The organism is Pseudanabaena sp. BC1403, assembly GCF_002914585.1.
Taxonomy (GTDB): Bacteria; Cyanobacteriota; Cyanobacteriia; order Pseudanabaenales; family Pseudanabaenaceae; genus Pseudanabaena.
The window spans coordinates 47,540-73,093 of sequence record NZ_PDDM01000003.1; the positions used below are offsets into that span (position 1 = coordinate 47,540).

Below are 25,554 nucleotides of genomic sequence, written 5' to 3' on the forward strand. Positions count from 1 at the left end.
AATTCATGGAAAACATATGTAGTGTAATTTCTGAGCGCTCTTAGATGATAATGTATTGGGTTGGGTAGCGAAAACTTCCCTGTCTATGTAGCTCAAAACACCTGCACAGATAACATTATGGTTCAAAAAGCCGCAAAAAATAGCTTCGTTGCCTTAGAAGGTGTTGGTAAGTCTTACTTACAGCCAAATGGGCAGACTATTTCGATTATTGAAAATATTAATTGTCAGTTGCAAGTAGGTGAAATTATTGCTTTGTTAGGACCATCAGGCTCTGGCAAGTCAACATTAATGCGAATGATTGCTGGGTTAATCCCACCTTCCTCTGGGAAAGTACTTTATTACAATCGCCCATTAGTAGGATTAAACCCAGGGGTAGCGATCGTTTTTCAAAATTTTGCACTTTATCCTTGGTTAACTGTCTTAGAGAATGTAGAACTTGGGCTAAAAGCAAAGGGAGAAGCAAAGGATACTAGAGAGCAAAAAGCCCTTCGGATGATCGATGTGATTGGTTTAGATGGATTTGAGAATGCTTATCCTAAAGAGCTATCAGGCGGGATGCGTCAGCGTGTTGGTTTTGCCAGAGCTTTGGCGGTGGAGCCAGAATTGTTATGTATGGATGAGCCATTTTCGGCATTGGATGTGTTAACTGCCGAGAACTTACGTTTTGAGTTGCTTGACCTTTGGCTAGAAAAACGTATTCCCACTAAGTCAATTTTGATCGTGACGCATGGGATTGAAGAGGCGGTGACGCTTGCCGATCGCGTAATTGTTTTGGGGCGTAACCCTGGGCGAATTCGTGCTGATTTGCCAATTACACTCCCCCATTATCGCGATCGCAAAAGCCCTGAGTTCCAAGCCTTAGTTGACCAAGTTTACAAGATCTTGACAAATCCTGATCTGCCAGATTTATCGACGCAGACTGCCACCACCACGACTTCCAGCTCTGAGCCTAAAACTCAAGCAAAATATCAATCCCTTCCCCATGTCCGCATTGGCTCAGTAGCTGGCTTATTAGAACTTCTGGAAGGTCGTCAAGATAAAGATCTATATCGAATTGCTCAAGAACTTTTGTTGGAAGTAGATGATATATTGCCAATTGTGGACGCTAGCAAACTAATGGAACTAGTTGCGGTCACGGAGGGTGATATTCAACTATCAGCGATCGGTGAGAATTTTATTAATAGTAATATTGATGAGCGCAAAGCAATTATTCGCGATCTTTTGCAAAAGAATATTCGCTTAGTCCAACAAATTTGCCAGCTTTTGCAGGCCAAGCGTAATCATCGCATTTCGGAGGAATTAGTTCTCGATCTTTTAGAGAATCATTTCACTAGTAAAGAAGCTCAGCGCCAACTCAGGACAGCAATGGACTGGGGACGCTATGCTGAATTATTCAGCTATGACGAACCTTCAGGTGAAATCTTTATTGAAGAGAGTACTACAGAAACTGAAGAGTCTGAATAAATTAAGATAGGCAGCGGAAATCGCCGCCTATCTTACAGCGCTTTGTGTTCAAGCCCAAAACAATAAATTATTGAAAAGTGTTGCGAAGCAACACTTTTCAATAATTTATTGTGGTTCGTTTGATCGTAAGTAACTAAGCAAAACTAAATATAAAACCCCAGAATTTGTACCGCCCACTAAGCGGGCGGTACAAATTCTGACCCTAGGTTTTTAATTTTGCTTAGCTACTTCAATTGCTGTAAATGTCAATCGTAAATCGCCTAATTCATGTTTAGTCTGGATTGCTTATGTATCAGCCCACTATCGATCCCAAATCAAAATTTAGCTCGCGTTGGAGCCTTGGTGATGTTTTACTACCTTTGGCGATCATTGCTTTTATATTCATCATTGTACAAACTGCTAGGAACTTTACAGGTACTTACGAAAGTGGCTATGTAGTTAATCTATCCCTGAGTTTTTTACCTAGTTACGCATTGCAAACACTAGTGAGAATGTTGGCTGCATACTCGATCTCGTTGGTGTTTAGCCTCTTATATGCCTATGTCGCCTATCGTTCGGCTTTGTGGTCAAAGGTTCTCATTCCTCTATTAGATGTTCTCCAGTCGATTCCAGTACTGTCATTTTTGCCTGCTGTTGTACTTGCTTTAGTAGGTTTGTTTCCTGGGCAACGATTGGGAATTGAGATTGCTTCGATTTTACTGATTTTTACGGGCATGACTTGGAATATGACCTTTAGTTTTTATCAATCGCTAAGTAGTATTCCTAAAGAATTGATCGAAGCAAGTCAAGTTTATCGGCTCGGAGCTTGGCAGCGTTTCTGGACGCTAGAACTACCTTCAGGCGTGGTGGGTTTAGTTTGGAATAGTGTGATGTCTGTGGCTGGCGGTTGGTTCTTTTTGATGCAAACAGAATCATTTACGCTCTCCAATCGAGACTTTACGCTTCCAGGACTAGGTTCATTTCTGAAGGCGGCGGCAGATGCAGGCGATAACCGAGCAATTTTTAGTGGACTAGTGGTTTTAATTGGCATAATTACGATCATTGATTATTTTGTGTGGAGACCTCTAATTGCTTGGGCTGAGAAGTTTAAAAATGAGACGGTTGAAGCTGCTCAAGTACCAGAATCACGAGTACTAGACTTTTTAAGGCGATCGCCTACGATGCGAATTATTAGCGATCGCTTGCTTATGCCAATCTCTGAAGCTGTCAATCATAGCTTTAGACGTAAAGCTCCAAGCTCTCTGATTAGTCTGCATAAAACATCGCAGTGGATTAATTGGTTTAACTGGCTATTAGTTGGGTTAGCAGGTTTTATTGTTTTGAGTGGTGCATCAAGTGCGATCGCGTTACTGAGTCATATGCCATTGAATTCTTGGAAACAAGTAGCGATCGGTGCTCTTTTTACTGCTATTCGAGTATTTATCGTCCTAATTATTTCTTTAATAATCACGGTTCCGATCGGAGTATCGATCGGGAGAAATCCTAAGCTAGCCCAGTTTTTGCAGCCAATTGTCCAAATCGCCGCTTCAGTTCCTGCGACAGCTTTATTTCCAGTTCTATTATTGTATTTAGGGAATATGGCTGGTGGTTTGGATATTGGTGCAGTGATCCTGATGACTTTAGGAAGTATGTGGTACATTCTGTTCAATGTAATTGCTGGAGCACAAGCTATTCCTTCAGAACTGTTTGAAGCAGCGCGAGTATATAAACTTTCTCCATTGCAACGTTGGAAGACTTTGATTTTGCCAGGGATTTTTCCGTATTTAGTGACAGGGATTATTACAGCCGTTGGGGGTGCATGGAATGCGAGTATTGCTGGCGAATATGTCAAGTTTCAAGGAAGAGTGCTGACAGCAACGGGGCTAGGATCGACAATTACGCAAGCCTCGGACGTGGGGGATTTCCCACTTTTGCTGGCTTCCACCATTGTGATGTCGCTACTAGTTGTCACAACTAATCGCTTAGTGTGGCGACCACTTTATCGATTGGCTCAGGCTAAGTATCAATTAGTTGTTTAAGGGAACTCCAAGGAAAAAATGATCCATATAGAGCCCAAAAACATAGCGGCGGGCTACGCCCGCCGCTATGTTTTTGGGCTCTATTATTTTGTATAAGAGCATTATTGCTTTGATTAATGACAAAACTTTGCTGGACATTATCTAGGCTAAAAAGAAAGGCTGCAAGGCAGCCTTTCTTTTTAGTTACAAAACTTTGCTTGACATTATATATAGGTATAAGGTCTAGGATGCAGTGATTAAGTTTAGTGAGTAAATACCGATGACTAGTCACTTAGCTACCCGTCTACGCGAAGGTACACAACAGTCTCATACAGCCGCCGAAAACACCGCATTTATGAAGTGCTTTCTTAAGGGAATTGTGGAAATTGTTCCTTTTAGAAAATTATTGGCTAATCTTTACCTTGTTTACAGTACGCTTGAGGCAGAGTTAAAGCGTCATGCCGATCATCCCATCGTTGGCAAAATGTATTTCCCAGAAATCGATCGCCAAGCAAATTTAGAACAAGATTTGGCTTTCTATTTTGGTGATAATTGGCGTTCAGAACTTATTCCTTTAAAAGCAGGACAGGTTTATGTCGATCGCATTCTGGAAATTTCTAACACTGATCCAGCCCTTCTCATTGCCCATTCCTACACGCGCTATATGGGAGATCTGTCAGGTGGACAGGCTTTGAAACATATTATTCGTTCGGCTTTGGATTTGCCAAGCGATCGCGGTACAACTTTCTATGAATTTGACCAACTACCAACCATTGAGGCAAAGAGAGATTTTAAGGATAAGTATCGACATACGCTAGATTCTCTGGTTGTGGATGAAGACACAATTTTGAGAATTGTGGAAGAGGCAAACTATGCTTTTACACTCAATCGCAATGTGGTAGATGAGTTAGAAGCCGATGTTAGAGCAGTAGTTGATCCCCATGTTTTTGAGCTACTTACTAAGCAGAATCGCGTCGGTAGCACAACACATCACGATCGCATGGTATCAGTCTAAAGGACAAGAGGAATTTAAGGGATTTGAATGGATGAGCACATTATCACAAGCAGTTAAATTTGATATTAATTTATTACATAAATACAATCAGCCAGTTCCACGCTATACCAGCTATCCACCAGCTACAGAATTAAATGAAGATTTTGATGAGATGGATTTTCGAGGAGCGATCGCCTTAGGGAATTTGCAGAAAACTCCGCTATCTCTCTATGCTCATATTCCTTTTTGTGACGAACCCTGTTATTTTTGTGGTTGCAACACCGTAATTAGCAATCGGAAGGAAATTGCTGAGCCTTATTTAGGTTATTTGATCCGTCACATTGCCCAAGTTGCAGCAACCGTGCATCGCGATCGCTTAGTCCAACAAATGCACTGGGGCGGTGGCACTCCCAATTATTTCTCCCTCGATCAAGTAGAACGCCTGTGGCATTGTCTACAAGAGCATTTTACCTTTGCTGCTGATGCGGAAATTTCCATCGAAGTGAATCCGCGATCGCTGACTAAAGAATATTTGCAAGGCTTAAGAAATCTCGGATTTAATCGCATTAGCTTTGGTATTCAGGATTTTAACTTCAAAGTTCAAGAAGCCGTCAATCGCATTCAGCCAGAAGAGATGCTCTTTGATGGAATGCGTTGGATGCGCGAAGTGGGATTTGAAGGCGTAAATGTGGATTTAATCTATGGATTACCTTTCCAAACCCTAGAGACATTCCGCGAAACCCTCGCCAAAACGATCGCGCTTAATCCCGATCGCATTGCCGTGTTTAACTTCGCCTATGTGCCTTGGCTGAAGCCATTACAAAAGAAGAAAATCGATCCCGAAACTTTGCCTTCACCAGAAGAGAAGTTGCAAATTATGGAAATGACGATTGAAACCTTAACCAAGCATGGTTATGTGTTTATCGGCATGGATCACTTCGCCAAACCCAATGATGAATTGGCGATCGCTCAGCGAGAAGGTAATTTACATCGTAATTTCCAAGGATATACGACCAAGCCTGAATCTGACCTCTTAGGCTTCGGCATGACCTCGATCAGTATGCTGCAAAACGTCTATACCCAAAATCATAAGGGTTTACAGGACTTTTATAAGGCGATCGATGCAAGCGAATTGCCAATTGAGCGCGGTGTCACACTCAATGCCGACGACATTTTGCGCCGTTCCATCATTATGGAACTGATGTGTCAATTTGAACTCTCACAGCAAGAGATTGAAGCGAAATATCACTTAACCTGCGATCGCGATTTTGGCAAATATTTTGCACCAGAACGCTTGCAGTTGCGGCAGTTAGAAGTAGATGGCTTGATCGAAATAGAACGGGATCATATTGAGGTTACTCCTGCGGGACGCTTGTTAATCCGTAATATTGCCTCAGTGTTTGATGCCTATCTGAAAAAGAACGATCTTGGGAAGTTCTCAAGGTCAGTCTAGATATGAAGCCCTTTAAGAATTGTCTGGATCCCCCCCAGCCCCCCTTAAAAAGGGGGGAGAATTAAATTCTTCCCCCTTTTTAAGGGGGATTGAGGGGGATCTCTTAGAGTCTTTGACCGTAGAAAGTAATTCTTAAATGGCTTCTAAAGTTGCGATCGCAGAAACATTGGAGATTGACATGACACCACAACTCAATATCATGGGCTATCTGAATCGCTCTGAGGTAAATGGGCCTGGTTGTCGTGCTGTGGTCTGGGTACAGGGTTGCTGGCGCGAATGTCCAGACTGCTTTAATCCCTCCTCTTGGTATTTCGATGTTAATCAACTCGTGTCAGTAGAGGATCTCGCAGAAAGAATACTCAGTGATCCTGCTAATCAAGGAGTCACCTTTTCTGGAGGTGAGCCATTTTTGCAGGCTCCTGCTCTAGCTGCCCTTGCCAAGCAGGTTAAAGCCGCAGGACTGAATGTGATGTCGTTTACGGGATATACATTATCGGAACTGCGATCGCCTAGTGCTCCTGAGGGAGCTGAGGATCTCCTCGACCAACTTGATATTTTGATAGATGGCCCCTATGTTTCGGCTCTTGCCATTCATGCGCCCGATTCTCCTGTTTCGTCGCGCAATCAGCGTTTACATGTCTTTAATCCCGCTTTTGCAGACAAAATTGACTGGGCAAGCGATCAAACCGAAATCCATATTCTTAAGGATGGTACTCGTGTTTTTACTGGATTTCGCGGACAAATGGACTTCGGTTAAATCCGCTTTCAAACACGTTTGTGCTTCGCACAACCTAACACATACATTGTTTCTACAAATTCATGCTTTCTACTTTGACTAAACCAATCGCTTGTTGGCAACAGGAATATAACACTGGTAACTCACAGGTCGATGGACAACATCAACAACTATTTGAGATTGTTAATGCCCTCCATGAAGCTGTTGTTACCAAAAAAAATATTTATACAATGCAAGAGCTTCTAGAATGCTTAGCTAATCACACCATTGAGCATTTCCAAACGGAAGAGGCTTTGATGATGGCGGTGGATTATCCCGAATACGATATCCACAAACGCACCCATGATTGTCTCTTATCCAAAGTAGATCGGCTACTTCTAAAGTTGCGCGATCACAATACGGCAGCAGTAACAACAGAAATCACGCAATTTCTCACTGAATGGTTGGCGCACCATATCAAGGGTGAAGACAAAAAGATGGTTCAGTTTTTTCAAAATCAATAGATCCCCCCCAGCCCCCCTTAAAAAGGGGGGAGAATTAAATTCTTCCCCCTTTTTAAGGGGGATTGAGGGGGATCAAACATCTCAAACTTTATAAAAACCTATATAACTAATTACTACTATGGTTTCAATTCAATCTAGACCCGAACCAGAACTCCTCCGTGAAGGTATTAAAGTTCCTGTTAAAGAAACCCTCTTAACTCCAAGATTCTACACCACTGACTATGACGCTGTTGCGAAGATGGATGTATCATCGCAACAGGCAGAACTAGAAGCCGTAGTCGAAGAGCTTCGCACTGATTACAATCGCTATCACTACAAGCGCGATCGAGAGTTTTTACAGTCTTGGGAACATATTGATGGCGAAACTCGCGCCGCTTTTATTGATTTCTTAGAGCGCTCTTGCACCTCGGAATTCTCTGGATTTCTGCTATTTAAAGAATTGTCTCGTCAACTAGGCGATCGCAGTCCTCTGTTGGCTGAAGCCTTTAACCTTATGGCAAGGGATGAAGCACGTCACGCAGGGTTTTTGAATAAGGCGATGAAGGATTTTAATCTGTCGTTGGATTTAGTCAATATGACTAAAAAACGCAGCTATACATTCTTCAAGCCAGAATGGGTAATTTATTCTGTTTATCTGTCAGAGAAAATTGGCTACTGGCGCTATATTCTTGTCCATTACCATTTAAAAGAGCATCCAGAAAACCAGTTTTATCCTCTCTTCAAATATTTTGAAAGCTGGTGTCAGGATGAGAACCGTCATGGCGATTTCTTTAAGGTGTTGTTGCGATCGCAGCCTGCGCTATGGGGTACATGGAAGGCTAAATTATGGGCGCGGTTTTTCCTGTTGACGGTATTTGCTACGCACACGATTACCGTGTTTGAACGGGCTGATTTCTATAAATCCATTGGTTTAGATGCTCGTGAATATAACAAGCAAGTGGTGATCAATACTAATCACACTGCCATCAGTGCATTCCCTGCGGTGCTAGATACTAGTCATCCCGACTTTTTCCCTAGATTGGAGAAATGCGTTGATTACAATTTCAAGCTGATGGCAATTAATGATAGCGATCGCCCCCAATTTGTGAAGACATTGCAGAAGTTGCCTTTATTCGTGGCGATTTTCTGGCAGTTGTTACTGGTGTATTTCGCCAAGCCTATTGATGCTGAAGCTAAGCGCGGCGAAGTTCATTAGTATTTTTGGCAATTAAATAAGAATCACTAGCCCAAGCTCGTAGAAATCTATTTGGATTTCTATGAGCTTAAGCTGTATTTATAGGGCGATCGCCTACTTCTTCAATATCTAATCGCTCTACAAAATTTGACGGTTGATCAAAAGAGGGTTTTAGCTAATAATCACTATTTCAGTAAGTCAAAAGGAGCTAGGTTCAAGTTGAAATCCTAAGCCGACTTGGGTAAAATGTGCATCTTCTGTCAAGATGCGATAGATATCAAATTCTTGCATAATTAGCATTGAAGTTAAGTCTGTGAAAGAGATTTGGGGTTTGTCGAGATACTTTAAACGCAACATTTGAGTTTGAGTAAAGCGAAATTCATCTATTTGGATTAGTTCAAATTGCTCTGTAGAAAATGCTTCAGATAGTTGGAGCATTGCTTGTTTGGCTTGGAAGGAGTTAAGGCGCTTAAAAAATAATGTGAATGTTTCATCTAGAACGAAAGTACTGGAATAGATGGGTATTCTTTCTGCGATTAACGTTTGATAAAGATTTGCAACTTCTTTATGTCTGCGTTCTCCTGCATCGTTTAGGGTGAGCCATCCCCATGTATCGATGAATATGGCGTTACTCATAGAGGTCTTGGTCAATTTGTTGGGCGAGATTGCCGTGATTGGTAGCTCCAATAAAGTTTGCTAGTGGATCGAATGGTGTAGAAGTTGGGTTAGAGAGCTTTTTGGGTTGCAGTGTTTGAATAAATCGTAAAACTATCTGGATCTGCTGCTGGCTAAGTTCACTGATCGCTTCTAAGATTTGTTGGTTTTGGTTTGTGGAATACATGGTGAGTCAATGTATCTATATTTTTTCAGTGTAGCAAATTTTGAATGTTGATGTAGTGGCCTAAAATCCTCAGTATCTAATCGCTCTACAAAACTTGGAAGAAATCGCCAAACCGCAACAAAATCCTAATGTATATCCAGATCCCCGATTTTTGTTAATGTCATTATTTATTCACGCCCATAGAGTCGAACTGTAGGGGCAGTGCATTCCCGCAGGAATTTATAAATTTTTAGATCATCTTCTTTTGGGAATGCACTGCCCAAAACTTTGCAACGCAGAGACAAATTGTCTGTAAAAGCAGAGAGGGCTTAGCATTTGCGGATCGAGATTTCTGTGATGGGTTTTAAAATTGTGGCGCAAATGCTAAGCCGCTACTTATTGCGCCTTCTCAATCGCCTGATGCAGCATCTCAACCACAGTATCAATGCCCTCAAGTTTAGTAGGAAATTGCGCTATAAGTTCTGCATCTTTAAGAACTTCTGTCAGAATACCCACTGGTGGTTTCTCTGTTTCTAAAATCTCTCGCAAGCTGTTTGTACCGCGCTCAATTTCACCAATTCCAACTTCATGTAATGTCCGAAATAGGCGGTCATATTGTGAATTGCCAGAAAGAATTGATAAGCTTTGTTTAAATAATTCAATAGCTTTATCCTGCTTGTCTTGAAGTCCCATTACAATACTAAGATTGAATATTGGACTAACATCAGTGGGATCAAGTTTGATTGCCTGTTGATAAGATTCAACAGCTAATTCATTATCTCCTTTAGATTGGTAAGCTATGCCTAGTCTATTGTGAGAAGACGCATATGTTGGGTCGAGTTCAAGAGCTTGTTGATAGGATGCGATCGCTAAGTCATACTCTCCTTGGACTTGGTAGACATAGCCCAAATCGTCATAAGCTGATGTAAGTTTTGAGTCTAGTTCAATTGCCTGTTGATAGAATGTGATTGCTAATTCGTAATGTCCTTGTAATTGAAAAGCATAGCCCAAGCTGTTGTAAGCTAATGCAAATTTTGGGTCGAGGTTGATCGCCTGTTGATAGGATACGATCGCTAATTCGTATTCTCCTTGTGCTTTGTAGACACTGCCCAATCCGTTGTGGGAATTGGCATATTTTGGGTCGAGGTTGATCGCCTGTTGATAGTATGCGATCGCTAATTCGTATTCTCCTTGTGTTTGGTAGATATAGCCCAAATTGTGGTGGGGAGTGGCATATTTTGGGTCGAGGTTGATCGCCTGTTGATAGTATGCGATCGCTAATTTGTATTCTCCTTGTGTGTGGTAGACACCGCCCAAATTGTTATGGGGATAGGCATGTTTTGGGTCGAGGTTGATCGCCTGTTGATAGGATGAGATCGCTGATTCATACTGTTCCAACTTATAATAACTAACACCTAACTCTCGCCATCCAAGGGAATTGTCAGGATTTAATGTAACAGAACTTTGATAAGCAGTCTGAGCTTCAGTCGATGCAACTGGTTCTCCTTCTTTCCAAAGAAATTTATAGCCAATTGCGCTAAATTCTTCTGCTAAATCTTTTTGTAAATGGGGTGCAGTTTTAGGAAGTTGCTTTTCTACTTCAAGATATATCTGTAGAGATTCTGAATATTTCTCAAGTTGACGAGACAAACTGCCTTGTTGGAGTGAGAGAATCAACATACATTCAGTTTTATGATCGCCATCAAGCCAACCCCGTTTTGCTAACCTCTCCAACTCATCCAGCAAAACCTTCCGACTATCAGGATCGAACGAAGAGTAACCCAAATCTTTGCTAAAGATTTGCAATCGCTTCTTGCTATCCCCATCAAACCGCACCTGAAACGCCTCAATAACCCCCAAAAGTTGCTTTTGCCAATCGCGGTCATATTGCCAACTCTCCACAAAAAGCGGCACAGCATAGCGCCAGCCAACCTCCACATCTTGCCAAAACTTAAACTGCACCAAATCCAACAAACCATTCGCAATCCGATCCGACTCGAAATAATCCGCCGTATCCGTAAACTCCTGAGTCCATTCACCCAAACGCGGTTCCAAATAAGCCACAGCCCGATCGCTCAACTCCCGCACCATAGATGACTGTCCCGCCAACCCACAACGCAGATAATCTTGCAAAAAGCTCTCTAGCTTGTCATGCAACCTAATGCCCTTACCCTCCAACAACACAAACGAATGCCTTGCCTTCAGCGATCGCATCTCTGGCTCAAGGTCATTCACCCCCAGCATCGCCTTTAAAAGCTCATTATCAGGACGGCGCATCATCGCCATTGCATACACCGCCTTTTGGTCATGCTCATCCAAGCAATACCGCAAAAAGCGATCGCTCGTTGCCCTGACCACCGCCTCACGGGGCGACTCATCATCCCGATCCGCCGATGGAGCGCTGAGAATCGTTGCCAGCTCGATCCCCTGTTGACGCATCGCCGCAATTTGCTGCACAACAAAGGGAATCCCCAAACTAAACTGCTTAACCGACTCCGCCGCCTCATCACTCAGAGGCACATTGATCTCAGGATGTGCGAAATATTCACTCACCTGCTCCCGACTAAACTCACTCATCGGATAAACATAGAGATTTTCCGAAAACACATCCCGATAGCCCTGAAAATAATCCTGAAATACTTTTTTGCTATCCGCCAGATTTTGCCGACCCGCGATCGCCCAAACCACACGCCGCCCCGCCGCCTTAATCACCATCCGCAATACGCGATCGCACTCAAGGCGATCGACAATCTCATAGGTATCCAACAAAAGCACCAAGGGTTTCTGCGCGGAAATCGTCTGTAAGCCATGCCCCAAAGCCTCAGCCAATTGTCGATGGGGAGTCGCAAAAATCCTGCGTTCCTCCAAGGACAACTTCTTTTTCATCAAACCCACCAAAGCACTCACCGCCCCATCTGCGATCGCCTCATCCACCTTGCCATCTCCTGCCCCCAGAATCGCCTCCACCTGTGGCAATTTCCGCAAAGCGCCCAATGACCAACTCAAACCTTTTTTCAAAATCGGCGCATATTCCGCCCCCTCTCCCTGCCTTGCTTGCAGTTCCTTATCCACCTTCTCCTCAATTTGCTTCAGCGTTTTCTCCACCTGCCGATATTTCTCAAAAATCCCCTCGCGTCCCTTACTTACCGCCAAATAAATCGTCTCCAACACCGATTCAGGACGAATTGATTCATGTCCCACATTCAGCGATGGATACTCATTCTTTGCCTCTTCCCAATCCAATCGCAAAACGTCAAAGCAATTAGGAAACTCTTTCGCAGCCAATTCACAAAACCGCCTCCCCAAACTAGTTTTCCCCATCCCCCCTTCGCCATAGAGCAAGAAAATATGCGGCGAGGTGCCAACCGCTTCTTTCTTCGCAGATAAAAGTTTTGCTGCTGTGGGAAAGTTCTGCGAGAATAACCGCGAAACAGCATTTGGTTGAAGCGATCGCAACACCTCCCGAAATCTTTTCTGCTCCTCAGTCCTCGCCAAAAAGATTCTTGTCATAGCTCGGCATCCTCCACATCTGTTGCTATTCTAACGAAAACTTTTACCGATCAAGCTAATTGCAGTTTTTCTAAATAGATCTACAGATCGCACTGCAAAATGTTTATACTTATGTTTAAACATAGAAATATAAGTATAAACCTCATGACCGAAGCAATACTAGATATCAAAACATGGGGAAATAACTTAGGAGTACGCTTACCCGCCGCAATCGCCCGTGCCGCCCACCTAAAAGTCAACCAGCGCGTGCGCCTCTCCGTAATTGACGGAGTAGTAATTATTGCCCCAGTTCCCAATCCTCCATTAACCCTCGAAGAACGCCTCGCCCAGTTTGACCCCGCTCGACATGGCGGCGAAGTCATGACAACCGCACAAAAGCTAGGCGCAGAAGAGTGGTAAAAGCCGCCAAAGATTGGATACCCGATCGCCAAGATATTATCTGGATTGATTGCAATCCACAGGTCGGCAAAGAAATGCGAGACATTCATCCTTTTTTGGTGCTATCACCACGCATATTTAATGACAAAACCGCGATCGTGATTGGCTTACCAATGACGACGGCTGCATACAATGCTGACAACCCCTTTGCCATTGCTGTAGGTAAAGCTTCACGCAGTAAAGCGAGTAAAACTAGCTATGTTCTCTGTCATCAGCCCAAGTCCTTTGGCTGGCGGCTCCGTGGAGCCAAGCCTCATCCACTGAGCAAATTGGATAACGATTTGTTTACGCAAGTATGCGATCGCCTAAATCAAATCATTCAACTATAGGAAATCAAAACCCAAATAAATAAAGGCGGCGCAGAGCGCCGCCTTTATTTATTTGGGTTTTGATGTGTTAGACCACTCCAACATCCATCAATTTGAGCAATACCTCCAAACTTGGTGACTTGTTCTAAGGTCATCAAATAGGCCCACGAAAAACCTAGTGAATTTCCTTCCACATCAAAAACTTCTATCTGTTGACGATTATATACATTCTCAGCAGCAGCGCGATCGCACTGATAATCTTCCAAATCATCAAGTGATTCCAAAATGCTGATATCTGGAAATGAGAGTAAATATCCATGAACTTGTTGATCACCCAAAATCATCGCAGGATAGCCCATCGGCAGCGCGAATAATTCACCATAGGCGATCGCCTGTTGCTCAGCGATCGCTTTACCCGCACAATATTCTGCATAATTTGCTTCATTGGGTTTGAGTGTGCCATAGACAAAAACATGGCATAGGTCGGAAGTTGGAATATTTGCTGTCATAATATTTTCGTGTTCGTGGGCTGAGCGAAGTTGAAACCCGCTTCTACTTTATGCTGATGCGATCGCGCCTGAATCAACGTTAGAATCAGCGCTAACATAGAATGTAACCGCTGCCCAGAAGATTATCAATAGGAAACTGCATCGATGAGTAATGACAAAGATAGTTTTAAGGACAAATTTGCCTTTAAAGTCGAGGGCTTGGAATCTCTAGTGGATGAGGTCAAGCAGTTACTAAACCTCGATCAACTCATCGATCTGGCGCAAAAATTAGACGAAAAGCAGAAAGCTGGCGAAATACATACAGAAGTAAATGTTACTTCACGCCCATTATCGAGTATTCCCCGACGCGGTAATATTCCTCGATCACCTCGTGCTGCTACGGCAACAGGTGGGAGTAGCGAAGTTACATCTCCCGATATCGTCAAACCCGAACCAGCAAAAGATAATTCTCAAAATGAGAAACCACTAGCGATCGCAGAGTTAGTAGGCGGTTTAGGAGATACCTTAGCGCAGTTACGTGATTTAGTCGAAATTCCCCTAAAGCGTCCTGACATTCTAGCTAAACTGGGACTAGAACCACCTAAAGGCGTTCTGTTAGTTGGTCCCCCTGGAACTGGCAAAACCCTCACGGCGCGATCGCTTGCCAATTTGTTAGGCGTAAATTACATTGCGATCGTCGGGCCAGAAATTATTAGTAAATACTATGGTGAAGCGGAAACTCGCCTACGACAGGTTTTCGAGAAAGCGGCAAAATCCGCACCATGTTTGATTTTTATCGATGAAATTGATGCTCTCGTTCCCAATCGCGCCAATGTGGAAGGAGAAGTGGAAAAGCGACTAGTGGCGCAGTTGTTAGGCTTAATGGATGGATTTGCCGAAACTAAGGGCGTGATTGTCTTGGCGGCAACCAATCGACCTGATGCGATCGATCCTGCATTACGTCGCCCAGGCAGATTCGATCGCGAGATTATTTTCCCGATCCCCGATCGCAAGGCTCGCCGTGAAATCCTCGAAATTCATACGCGATCGATGCCTTTGACTAGTGATGTCGATTTGGAAGATATCGCCGATCGCGCCTATGGCTATGTGGGAGCCGATATTAAGGGACTCTGCCAAGTAGCGGCAACTAATGCACTACGGCGACAAGTGACAAATGTTGCCGATATTCCCGACAATCTAGATGTGAATCGGGAGGATTTTGAATTTGCGCTCAAGCAAGTCCAACCCGCCGTATTGAGATCGCTACAAATTCAAGTTCCCAAAGTGCAATGGTCAGAGATTGGTGGACTCACCAAAGTTAAGCAAACTCTCCAAGAAGCGGTCGCTGGGGCATTGGTCGATCCTGCACTCTATGCCCATACTCGCGCCAAGGCTCCTCGCGGTGTGTTGCTCTACGGTTCTCCTGGAACTGGCAAAACTTTACTCGCCAAGGCGATCGCAACTCAAGCCCAAGCGAATTTTATCTCCGTTGCAGGTTCAGAACTATTGACAAAATGGGTGGGTGCTTCCGAACAATCAATCAGACAGTTATTTTCCCAAGCGCGTCAGGCTGCTCCCTGCGTCATCTTTATTGATGAGATCGATACGCTTGCACCTGCGAGGGGCAGCTATCAAGGCGATAGTGGCGTTAGCGATCGCGTGATTGGACAGTTACTTACAGAACTTGACGGATTGCAATCTGCCGAGGGACTATTAGTAATTGGCGCAACTAATCGCCGTGATTCTATTGATCCTGCTCTATTGAGATCGGGGCGTATCGAACTACATATGATGGTAGATTTACCCGATCGTGATAGTCGGAGTTCGATTTTAGAAGTGCATAACCGCGATCGCCCCCTTGCAAACAATCTCAATTTAGACATTTGGGCAGAAAGAACAGAGAATTGGAATGGAGCCGATCTTGCTTTCTTAAGTAATCGTGCTGCCATTTTTGCGATTCGTCGTCATCAGCGTGATGCTAGTGATCTATTAGAAAATTTGCGGATTACAAATGAGGATTTTGAACAGGCTTTTGCGGAACTTGTAGAACAACGAGAATAAAAAGACAGAACACAGATTTAGACGGATTAGAAGATGACGCAGATTTTTATGGCTGTAGATATAGCGCAAAGCGCTGTAAATAAAAATCAGTGAAATCTCAAAATCCGTCTAAATCTGTGATTCTGCCTTCAATATTCAAATACCCAAATTGCCCAACCTTTTTTGATGACCGTAATCACGTAGGCAGCCGAAAGACGACTCGTTATTTTTTCTACTTCTGTCCAGTCAAAGCTAGTACGAAATAAGCTGTAGGTCAACCCGTTATAGGCGATCGCAGCTACGGGCTTATCCAAATCTTCAACCTTAATATGGTGATATCGAACTTCCGCAGGTGTAATCACAAAATTTGACTTTTTCCCTCCCAAACGAAATAACTCATCTTCATCTAAAGTATTGTTTTCATCTTTGTTATCTTTCATAGAGGCATTTAATCACTTGCAGGTATTCTCCTACTTTAACTTACTTGTCCTTGAGTCTGAGGTGAAAAACAGATTTTCATTCAAAGTAATTCTAAGCGACACTTTTAATAAAAATCTGAGGTTGATTCTTGCAATTCAGTCATTGCCTTCTGGACATCGATCGCTATTTGTACAGTTGCAGCAAAAATGCGTCCATATTCCTTTGCACGATTATTGATCTGGATGGATTCAAACGCATTTAAATCAATATCAAAACGCTCGGGATGAAAGTCTGGATGTTCTCGTAAAATCCGTTCAGTTTTCAATGCCCGCACAATATCATTGCGTGTCATTCTCAAAGCTGCGATCGCTGATTCTCTAGACTCTAATTTAATCGGATTTCCTGCATCTTGTAACTGATCAAATATGTCAATATCACGGATAGTCTTATTGCATTTATCAACCTCAACAAATAGCCGTAAAACAACTGATGGAATACCTTTTCGTCGATGAGAATCTTTTGACTTTCGCCATTGTTGAAATATTAATCTGATCAGCAACAAAGCCAAAATTCCACTAGCGATCGCAAATCCAAGGCATAGCAGAACTATACCTAATGGCGCTCCTGTCAGAACATATAGCGAAAAAATAGCTGAGCCTATGGACACACTAAAGAAAAGTACAGTTACTTCAACAAATTCGATCGCTAAACTCAATGCCCCCAATGTCAAACTAATCAAAAAGATAATTCCCATGATCCGTAATGGTGGCAAAAAAATACTGGCAAATGAGATAAAGTTAAGCGCGGCAATTCCCAAGGCAATCGCGCGATGGGTCTTGATCTGGCGGGGGGTTAACTCCATTGATGGCAAAATCTGTTGGCGATTAAACCCTGTCAAGTCTAATAGTTCCGCTTCCGAAATTAATAACCGTTCTAGATCTGCTCTCATAATTATCGCCACCATTGTTGTTCTCAGAACAGGCGAGGGGCTATATTTAGCCCCTTTTTCAATCTTAAAGAAACCATTTAAGAACTTCTTGCTGTGGTCAAAAGCTCTAAGAAACCATTTAAGAATTACTTCTTACGTTCAAAAGTTCTAAGAGATCCCCCTCAATCCCCCTTAAAAAGGGGGAAGAATTTAATTCTCCCCCCTTTTTAAGGGGGGCTGGGGGGGATCTAGACAATTCTTAAATGGTTTCTAAAAGATCATCCTGAATCCCCATTTGTAAGGGAGCTAGACAATTCTTAAATAGTTTTTAAAAACCTAGCGGAGCAAGGTTTTTTAAAAAGATTAAACTCTAACCTAGTAGATGAATATTACTAAAAGCAATTTCATAGTTTTTGGTTTGACCTTGTTCGTTAGACTGTACGATTTGCTTGGTCATCACATAGTAATTGCCCATCTTTTCGTAGATATCTTCAAAACGAGCTTGACGAACGATCTCATCATTCATCGGATTACGGAACACCGCAGTATAGAGAGAAGAAATATAACCTTCGCCAGTATCCAAATGTCCGAGGTGATTAATCACAAAGCCAATGCGTCCCATAACACGGCTAACCATCGAGATCTCTTTGCCACGGACTTTGTAGTTTGATCCCATCGAGTCCCCAGTAACCAAGATCTCCACGGCTCCTGATTCATCGGAGGCACCAAGGTTAAACGCTGATTTACCATGAGCTTCTTCAAAGGTTTTACGCTTGCGGTGAGTTACCACATCGCGCAGTTGGTTATATAGCCATTCTTGACCTTCGTCAACAGAAACCGTTTTTTCTTCGCCGCTAGGGGTGCGGGTAGTGCGATCGATTAGTTGTGGCTCATCCATGCTAACTTCAACGGATAGATCTGGATTGATACTTGCCTTGCCAGTACGGGCTACGCCATCGATCGCAACAGAGACATCGGCAGTTAATCCTGGGAAATTGCTGTCCCATGTATAACGATTTTCGTAAGCAGCCTGAAATAGGTCGCGGGCGCTAGTATCGGAATGAGTATTTGGTGCAGTTGTAACCATTTTTTTAAAGGCAATATTGAGTATCTTTAATATTTTACGTTCTGCTAGCCTTGAAAAAGTGATATTTTTATGACAGACCACCAGTCAGCAAGAACTCAAGTTCTTGGCTAAAATCTAAAGTTATCTAAAGATAACTGAACGAGCTAAACCCATTGAAGCTGATTTTAGCAGCGATTCTCATTATGCAACCAATTTTGGTGTTTCCAGCGCCTTCGGCGCTGGAAACACCAAAATTGGTTGTTTGAAAGCCCGCCAACGGCGGGCTTTCAAACAACCAATTTTTATAATGAGAACTGCTGTAGTTTTAGCTCTTAGCCCGCGCACTTGATTACTGGGCAGTATCCTAGTTACCTGGGGTGGGTTTAAGCGTAAACAAGAAGTCTAGGCGAGTAGTCTTGGCATCAACATTCGTGGATGTCACAGCAATACCGTTAATTGCATCAAGTACAGAACGAATTTCCGTAAAACTAGGGTTAGATTTGACTTCAGGCGGTAAAAGGCGATCGGCAAGGGAGAGCGCAGTAGTCATATTCAGATAGAAGTAACCACCATTGGACTTAGGAATATCTGTAGTTAGAATTTTGAAAGAACTACTTTCAGGTAAATTGTTGGCAGGTTTAGGAACAAAGGTATCGGCAAGATCGCCCATAGACCAAAAAACAAAATTATTATCTAAGGTGCCGCGTGTTGCCCAGTTAGTATTGCCGATCGCCCAAGCAATTACCGATTTATCACCAATTTGTTTTGGTTTTAGATCTACTCCTTTAGGCAACAGTCCTCCAGAATTTGTTTGAGCGACCTTATCAATTTTGTCAAGCGCAGTTTTGGCAGCATTCTGATCACTAGCTTGGGCGATCGCGACAAATCCAAACCCAGGATTTGCCAAAATGCCCTGATTGTTGGGAATAGCCGCGATCGCAAATTCACCATTCATCCATTTGAGAATATCTTGCTCAAGATCGAGTTTCGTACTATCTTTTACAGCCTTACGAATTTGCTCGATTAGTTGCGTAGAACTTGCATTCCCTTTAGCTTGAGTAACTAGCGATTGCCAAGATTGATAAAGATTTACACCCGAAACTAATAAAAAGGTTTCCTGTGGCAAGAGATTGAGAACCTTTGCATCGTTATTGGCGAGGGGATTAGAATTATTATTTTTGAGATAAGTGTTAATCTCAAAACGCAAACCTTCTTTCTGAGTACCACCTGTCAAAGTCATCGCATCCAGTTCTCGCTTTGACTGTGCGATCGCCGCTTCGTTGAGATTGAGATTAGCTTGAGAGCCAATAAACTCTAGTGCAACATCGCCATCTAAATACACTTGGAGCAGTGGCTCGACAATTTTGGTTTGATTGGTAGCACCATAAATCTTGGCAAAAATCGGCTTCTTAGCAAGGGACGGATTGCTGCCTTTATAAGTGTCGATCGCTTGTTGAATTAAGAGTGGGCTAGTAGCGATCGCTACATACTGCCCACCAATATCCGCAGTTACCACACTGTTATTGGGATCGCGGGTGGGTGACTCGTAGTAAGTAAAATCTTTGTATTGCTTGGCGGTAAACTTCGCCCCCTGTTGCGCCAACGCTCCACGATATTTTGTCAAAAAGGCATCGGATTTGCTTTGATCACGGGTTGGGGCAATTACTAAAGTTGCCGCAGGTGCTTGTGGCTGCGCGGCATTAGGCACAAGCGCTGTAATGATGTAACCCTCTAGCCAAGGTTGCACATCGCGACTATATTCAGTTTTACTCTGGACTAGTAAAGAATTTAACGGCGATTTGGTAATGCCGTCACCAATCAGCTTTTGTGAGGCAGGCGTACCAAATTGCGCTAGTTTATTCCAAGGCTCAGATTTGGTATTAAAAGCCATTACCACTTGCGCCTCTTGGGGGATCACTGCCGCCGCACCTAAAATGCCTTTAATTGACTGCGATCGCTGAGTAAAATAGAAATACGCACCCCCTGCTCCTGCGGCAATCACAGCCGCTCCAATACCGATATACATCAGCATTGTTGATTGTTTTTGTTTAGCAGATTTATTGATTTTAGATGACTTCGACATGGGTATGGAATAAACCTAAAAGTTGCAAGATGTTGAGCGCCAAGTCTCAATCAAGATACTACAGAATCGGGCATAAATAATAAGAGCGCCAATCGCTATGTAAAATTAGTTTCTGATAAAATCAGTTGACATATAGCTTTTTATCAAGATTATTTTGTTTTTTCAGATCCTGCCACATTAAAAGCCCAACTTAAATCTAAATTACGAGAGTTGATGTCTGAAAATTCAAAAAACGATTTGACAATGAGAATTGCTGTATTCTTTTGAATATAGCCTTGTCGAAAATAAACTTTTAGGAATAAGTGAGTTTTGTAATAGCAAGCTCATCTTGATCTTTAAAAAGCAGACTTTTTCCGATTTAAAGCTAAAAAGCTCAACTTTATTTAAGACGCATAGATGACACATGGATACAGATAATCTAGCCGTTTATAGCCTTGTTGAACAGTTGCGCGGCTATGGTCGCAAACAGTTTACTGGCAAGCTGGAACTCCATAGTGTCAAAGATTACAGATGGAGCATCTATTATTGTCATGGGAGGTTGGTTTGGGCTTCGGGGGGAGCGCATCATCACCGACGTTGGCGCAGACTGATGGCACAATACAAGCTACAAATAGACTTTAATAAAATTTCTTTCCGCTCTATCGAGGAAATTCGACTCTGGGACTACCATGTGTTGGTAATCCTAATGAAACGAATGGTCTTAACCCGTGAGCAAATCACACCAATTATTGAAGGTTTTGTTCAAGAAGTATTGTTTGATATTATCCAATGTGCTGCGAATGAAAAGATTACCTACTACTGTGATTTTGAGGATGAGATTACGCCAGTGATTTCGCTGATCCATGCAGAAAATGCGATTGATAACGCCCATCAAGAATGGTTAGCTTGGCGCAAATCTGGAATTGCCGATTTTTCACCAAATCTTGCACCTTGGATCAAACGCCCATCCCAGCTAAAGGAAGAAGCTTCAGAACTCACTTACAAAACACTGATCACCATCCTTGATGGTAGGAGATCGCTTCGAGAGTTATCGACCTGGATGAAGAAAGACCTATTTAATCTCGTACAGTCGTTAATGGCATATTATCATCGAGGCATGATCGGACTTGTGGAAGTTGCGGATATTGAATCTCCAGTTTCGAGTTTTTCACCAAATGAATCTTTAGGAAATAAATCTACTCAGTTGGTTGAGGAAACTCAAGCTCCGACTAAGCTAGATCAAATCGCAAGACCTCTCATTGCCTGCGTGGATGATAGCAATCAAGTCTGTGCAACAATAGAACAGATTGTTGGAGCATTTGGATTTGGATTTCTAGGAATTCGAGATTCTATTAATGTATTACCATTGCTAGTTGAACATAGGCCAGAGCTGATTATTTTAGATTTGGTGATGCCAATTGTTGGTGGTTATGAACTATGCACTCAAATTCGCCGTATGCCAGAGTTTAAGGATACGCCTATCCTGATTTTGACTAGTAATGATACATTTGTTGATCGGATTAGATCGAAATTTGTCGGCGCAACAGCCTTTATGTCGAAAACCGCTGGTAATGACAAAATTGGGGAGCAAATCAAGAGATATCTACTTCCTTTTGATAAGGATCTAGAAGAACCATCCCCAACTGATTCAACAGATACTTATTAGCTGATGTTATGTGGATGGAATTCCTGCGATATCTAAATTATTGGGTAGGGGAATGTTTCCCTATAACGATAGCAGTAAGAGATTCATCATCTGAGTTCCGCATAGCATCAGTTATAGCAAAACACAAAGTGGCGCGGCCATTTTGTGTTTTTAAAACCCTTACAGAGTTTGTTTTTTAATTCGCAGAAATGTTGTCACACTTTTGTGAATTGGTATTACTAGCTAGTTTATTAAGGATAAGAATCTATGTTTAATTTGTTTGATCTCTTCCCAATTGAAAATCAAAAAAAGGAGCCTTTGTCTGAATCATCAAAGCAGTTGCTGAGCCAACAGATATTCACAACCAATCAACCAAACGCAATTGTGCAAGATTTTGAGGCGTTTATAGAGTTTCTGCAACTTCATAAGGTCGAAGTCAGTGCTGCTCAAAATGCGATCGCGCCGAAATACCTCGCAGATATCAATGAACGCCTTAGTCACCCAACCAAAATCGACTTTCAGCGACCTAGCCAAAAATCTTATCCTTATATTCATGGACTCTATTTGCTTTTGCGTAGTTCTGCGATCGCACAGGTGCAATTAGACAAAAAGAAGAATATACTGCGCATCGATCCGCAAATTCTCCAGTCATGGCAAGAGCTAAACGACACCGAAAAGTATTTCAATCTTCTTGCCACATGGATCTTCTACGCTCATGAAGGCATTATGGACAATGCAAGTAGATCTTTGAACGATTGGTGGTATGTATTTAATTTTTGGAAAGAGTTGCCTACAAAAGGTTTGAATTTCACCAGTTCTAAAGATGAAGACTGGCTGAGACGGTTGAAACTGCATAATGTAGCTTTGTTGAATTTATTTGGATTTATTGAGGTAAAAGATACTGAGCCTTTAGAAGGAAAAGGATGGCGAATTACCAAGGCTGAACCACTCCCTTTTGGGACAGCCATGATGCATTTGTTGCACTCAACTGATTGGCAGAGAGGAATGTTTCTCGAATATGAAGAAGAACTTGAAGAAGAGCGATCGCTTGGCATAGATGTTGTTGTTCAGCAATCTACACCCACGGAGATATTACAAGAGGAATTTCAAGCCCTAGATTTATTTACAGCATGGCAGAACAATTTGCAGTTGCCTGAACCTAAATCTCAAGATGGTATCTTCGTTTTTAAAGTGTCCATTCAACTGCATATTCAAAAATCCAAGGATAAATTTTCTACAGAGACCGTCTGGCGTAAGATTGCTATTCCTTCTCATCTCACAGTCTACGATTTTAGCTCGGCAATTCTCAAAGGTTTTGATTTTGCAAACGATCATCTACATCAATTCACCTATAAAGATCGTCAAGGCTTCATCAAGAGTATTTATCATCCTTATACTCAATATGAAGAAGATGCCATCTTTACCGATAAAGTTTTGCTGAGAGATTGGCAAATTAATATTGGCGATCGCATTACCTATGTATTTGATTTTGGCGACTGGTGGGAGTTTAATGTGGTCTTAGAAAGTATTGACGAGCCTGATCCTAAGATTAAGAAAGCAAAGGTGATCGACAAAAAAGGCAAGGCTCCAGAGCAATATCCTGATTCTGATGATGAAGAGAATGAATAAAAGAAAGCGGCGCTTTGCGCCGCTTTCTTTTATTTGAGTTCGTTTTGTAAGTATTCGACAACTGATTCGATTTCTACTAAAGTCGCAACCTTTGTAGCGCGATTGACGATTTCGACCTTGCCATCTGCGATCGCTTTGCCAGTAACCACACGATAGGGAATACCGACAAGATCGGCATCCTTGAACTTAACGCCAGCTCGTTCATCGCGATCATCAAGCAATACTTCGACACCCGCAGCATCAAGAGCCGTGTAAAGCCTTTCGCCAACATCCATTTGCTTAACATCGCCCACATTCGGCACAGTGACGATCACATGGTAAGGTGCGATCGCCTTATTCCAGATGATGCCATCTTTGTCGTAGGACTGCTCAACGGCGGCTTGCGCGAGGCGAGATACACCTAAGCCATAGCAACCCATAACTAAAGGCATTTCTTCACCTTGCTCGTTGGTGAAGGTCGCTTTCATAGCCTTGGAATATTTGGTTCCCAATTGGAAAATATGACCAACTTCGATGCCTCTGGCAGTTTGTAAGATTTGCGAAGGATCATGAACAGCGCGATCGCCAGCTTTTGCTTTATCAAGATTCACCACTGTGGGTAATGTAAAATCCTTACCCCAATTTGCGCCGACAACATGATAATCAGCTTCATCTGCACCCGTGACAAAATTTTGTAAATACTCAACGGTGCGATCGGCTAAACGCAGGAACTTATTTACAACATTTGAGGTTGGATCAATATAGGAGTCTTTAAGACTTGGTGCGATAAATCCTACAGGAAGTTGAGAATGCGCCCATTTCTGTTGAGATTCAGCATCAGCAACTTGGAGGTTAATAATTGCTTTACCGCCATAATTGTCTGCCAGCTTGGTCAGTTCATTTTGCAATTTCACTTCATTAACATCGCGATCGCCTCGAATGCTGACTAGCACTAAAACTGTTGTGCCATTGTCATAGACAACTTGATAGAGAACCTGCTTGACAACTTGTGTGGGGTCGCATTTCAGTAACTTGCACACAGTCTCGATAGTTCCCTTTTTCGGGGTATGCACTTTCTCAAATTTATCAAAATGCGAAGGTACAGCATCAGGTGGTAAAGATACTGCTTTCTCGACATTAGCGGCGTAGCTGCTATCTTCGGTAAAGAGAATGTCATCTTCTCCAGCTTCAGCAAGCACCATAAATTCTTGCGAACCCGAACCACCGATCGCACCTGAGTCAGCCTCGACTGCACGGAATTTCAAACCACAGCGATCGAACATCTTGCGATAGGCGCGATCCATTTCGTAATATGTTTCTTTGAGGCTTTCTTCAGTGCTATGGAACGAGTAGCCATCCTTCATGATGAATTCGCGCCCACGCATCAATCCAAAACGAGGACGAATCTCATCGCGGAACTTAGTTTGGATTTGATACAGATGCTGCGGCAGTTGGCGATAGGAGCGAATCATATCTCTAGCGATCGCCGTAATAATTTCTTCATGGGTTGGGCCTAGACCGACTTCACGATTTGCGCGATCGGTGAGGGCAAACATGATCCCTTCGGCTTTGGTGTAGGTATCCCAACGCCCTGACTCTTGCCATAGTTCCGCAGGTTGTAGTTGCGTTAATAGGCATTCTTGCGCCCCTGTGTCATTCATCTCTTCGCGGACAATCGCAGAAATCTTTTGCAGGACGCGCCACATAAGCGGTAAGTACACATACAAGCCTGCTCCCACGCGCCTGATATAGCCTGCGCGGAGTAGTAATTTATGACTTGTGAGTTCTGCTTCGGCGGGATCTTCGCGTAGAGTGACCCAGAGCATTTGAGATAGACGCATATTGCTGGAGATGTTCGCTAGGGATAGTCGCTAGAATTTCGTTAATCTATATAACGGTG

At 42.8% G+C, this 25,554-nt stretch carries 21 protein-coding genes; 12 read left to right on the plus strand and 9 right to left on the minus strand.

The features are described 5' to 3' along the window. Positions 1-117: 117 nt before the first annotated feature. The 7 genes from CQ839_RS04050 (at position 118) to acsF (ending at position 8,342) form a co-directional block, all read left to right on the plus strand. A complete protein-coding gene (locus tag CQ839_RS04050) occupies positions 118-1,464 on the plus strand; it encodes a nitrate/sulfonate/bicarbonate ABC transporter ATP-binding protein (RefSeq protein ID WP_103667005.1) in 1,347 nt (448 codons plus the stop codon). A gap of 287 nt (positions 1,465-1,751) precedes the next feature. Beyond that, complete coding sequence (locus CQ839_RS04055; protein WP_103667006.1) at positions 1,752-3,482, plus strand: ABC transporter permease subunit; 1,731 nt, start codon at positions 1,752-1,754, stop codon at positions 3,480-3,482. Positions 3,483-3,741: 259 nt separating this feature from the next. Next, positions 3,742-4,476, plus strand: a complete 735-nt coding sequence (locus CQ839_RS04065) for a heme oxygenase (biliverdin-producing) (RefSeq protein WP_103667008.1) — start codon at positions 3,742-3,744, stop codon at positions 4,474-4,476. 31 nt (positions 4,477-4,507) lie between these two features. Next, the gene (hemN, locus tag CQ839_RS04070; protein WP_103667009.1) at positions 4,508-5,908 is read left to right on the plus strand and encodes an oxygen-independent coproporphyrinogen III oxidase; all 1,401 of its coding nucleotides are present in this window, start codon (positions 4,508-4,510) and stop codon (positions 5,906-5,908) included. A gap of 136 nt (positions 5,909-6,044) precedes the next feature. Further along, positions 6,045-6,665, plus strand: coding sequence for a 4Fe-4S single cluster domain-containing protein (locus tag CQ839_RS04075; protein WP_103667010.1), 621 nt, complete (start codon positions 6,045-6,047; stop codon positions 6,663-6,665). A gap of 62 nt (positions 6,666-6,727) precedes the next feature. Beyond that, positions 6,728-7,147, plus strand: coding sequence for a bacteriohemerythrin (locus CQ839_RS04080; RefSeq protein WP_103667011.1), 420 nt, complete (start codon positions 6,728-6,730; stop codon positions 7,145-7,147). A gap of 118 nt (positions 7,148-7,265) precedes the next feature. Beyond that, positions 7,266-8,342 carry a magnesium-protoporphyrin IX monomethyl ester (oxidative) cyclase gene (gene acsF, locus CQ839_RS04085; RefSeq protein ID WP_103667012.1) on the plus strand — a complete coding sequence of 359 codons (1,077 nt, stop codon included), beginning with the start codon at positions 7,266-7,268 and terminating at the stop codon, positions 8,340-8,342. A 177-nt stretch (positions 8,343-8,519) separates the two neighbouring features. On the opposite strand, the gene CQ839_RS04090 is transcribed toward acsF, so the two are convergent. The 3 genes from CQ839_RS04090 to CQ839_RS04100 form a co-directional block, all read right to left on the minus strand. Next, positions 8,520-8,957 carry a type II toxin-antitoxin system VapC family toxin gene (locus CQ839_RS04090; RefSeq protein ID WP_103667013.1) on the minus strand — a complete coding sequence of 146 codons (438 nt, stop codon included), beginning with the start codon at positions 8,955-8,957 and terminating at the stop codon, positions 8,520-8,522. Beyond that, positions 8,950-9,162, minus strand: a complete 213-nt coding sequence (locus tag CQ839_RS04095) for a hypothetical protein (RefSeq protein WP_094530300.1) — start codon at positions 9,160-9,162, stop codon at positions 8,950-8,952. The genes CQ839_RS04090 and CQ839_RS04095 overlap by 8 nt, the downstream gene beginning before the upstream one ends. A gap of 375 nt (positions 9,163-9,537) precedes the next feature. Beyond that, positions 9,538-12,651: a lipopolysaccharide assembly protein LapB gene (locus CQ839_RS04100; protein WP_103667014.1), complete on the minus strand. Its 3,114-nt coding sequence runs from the start codon at positions 12,649-12,651 to the stop codon at positions 9,538-9,540. A 144-nt stretch (positions 12,652-12,795) separates the two neighbouring features. Here CQ839_RS04100 and CQ839_RS04105 point away from each other — a divergent pair, with 144 nt between their 5' ends. Continuing rightward, positions 12,796-13,050: an AbrB/MazE/SpoVT family DNA-binding domain-containing protein gene (locus tag CQ839_RS04105; RefSeq protein WP_103667015.1), complete on the plus strand. Its 255-nt coding sequence runs from the start codon at positions 12,796-12,798 to the stop codon at positions 13,048-13,050. Continuing rightward, a complete protein-coding gene (locus CQ839_RS04110; RefSeq protein WP_103667016.1) occupies positions 13,044-13,418 on the plus strand; it encodes a type II toxin-antitoxin system PemK/MazF family toxin in 375 nt (124 codons plus the stop codon). Before CQ839_RS04105 ends, CQ839_RS04110 begins: the two co-directional genes overlap by 7 nt. A gap of 44 nt (positions 13,419-13,462) precedes the next feature. On the opposite strand, the gene CQ839_RS04115 is transcribed toward CQ839_RS04110, so the two are convergent. Then, on the minus strand, positions 13,463-13,906 hold the full coding sequence (locus CQ839_RS04115) for a gamma-glutamylcyclotransferase (RefSeq protein ID WP_103667017.1): 444 nt from the start codon (positions 13,904-13,906) through the stop codon (positions 13,463-13,465). Between the two features lie 144 nt (positions 13,907-14,050). Between CQ839_RS04115 and CQ839_RS04120 the strand changes: the two genes are divergently transcribed. Next, positions 14,051-15,946, plus strand: coding sequence for an AAA family ATPase (locus tag CQ839_RS04120; protein ID WP_103667018.1), 1,896 nt, complete (start codon positions 14,051-14,053; stop codon positions 15,944-15,946). Positions 15,947-16,074: 128 nt separating this feature from the next. Here the strand turns inward: CQ839_RS04120 and CQ839_RS04125 are convergent, their stop codons facing one another. From CQ839_RS04125 to CQ839_RS04140, 4 genes are all read right to left on the minus strand, one after another. Continuing rightward, entirely contained in the window at positions 16,075-16,365 is a 291-nt protein-coding gene (locus tag CQ839_RS04125) for a hypothetical protein (protein ID WP_103667019.1), read from the minus strand. Between the two features lie 104 nt (positions 16,366-16,469). Then, a complete protein-coding gene (locus CQ839_RS04130; protein ID WP_103667020.1) occupies positions 16,470-17,294 on the minus strand; it encodes a hypothetical protein in 825 nt (274 codons plus the stop codon). Between the two features lie 349 nt (positions 17,295-17,643). Next, positions 17,644-18,360 carry a DUF3386 domain-containing protein gene (locus CQ839_RS04135; protein ID WP_103667021.1) on the minus strand — a complete coding sequence of 239 codons (717 nt, stop codon included), beginning with the start codon at positions 18,358-18,360 and terminating at the stop codon, positions 17,644-17,646. A gap of 343 nt (positions 18,361-18,703) precedes the next feature. Then, positions 18,704-20,422 carry a DUF3352 domain-containing protein gene (locus CQ839_RS04140; protein WP_258040619.1) on the minus strand — a complete coding sequence of 573 codons (1,719 nt, stop codon included), beginning with the start codon at positions 20,420-20,422 and terminating at the stop codon, positions 18,704-18,706. A gap of 403 nt (positions 20,423-20,825) precedes the next feature. On the opposite strand from CQ839_RS04140, the gene CQ839_RS04145 reads away from it, so the two are divergent. Then, a complete protein-coding gene (locus CQ839_RS04145) occupies positions 20,826-22,067 on the plus strand; it encodes a response regulator (RefSeq protein WP_103667022.1) in 1,242 nt (413 codons plus the stop codon). Between the two features lie 297 nt (positions 22,068-22,364). Beyond that, a complete protein-coding gene (locus CQ839_RS04150; RefSeq protein WP_181016093.1) occupies positions 22,365-23,675 on the plus strand; it encodes a plasmid pRiA4b ORF-3 family protein in 1,311 nt (436 codons plus the stop codon). 29 nt (positions 23,676-23,704) lie between these two features. On the opposite strand, the gene CQ839_RS04155 is transcribed toward CQ839_RS04150, so the two are convergent. Then, positions 23,705-25,495, minus strand: coding sequence for a proline--tRNA ligase (locus CQ839_RS04155; RefSeq protein ID WP_103667024.1), 1,791 nt, complete (start codon positions 25,493-25,495; stop codon positions 23,705-23,707). Positions 25,496-25,554: the final 59 nt, after the last annotated feature.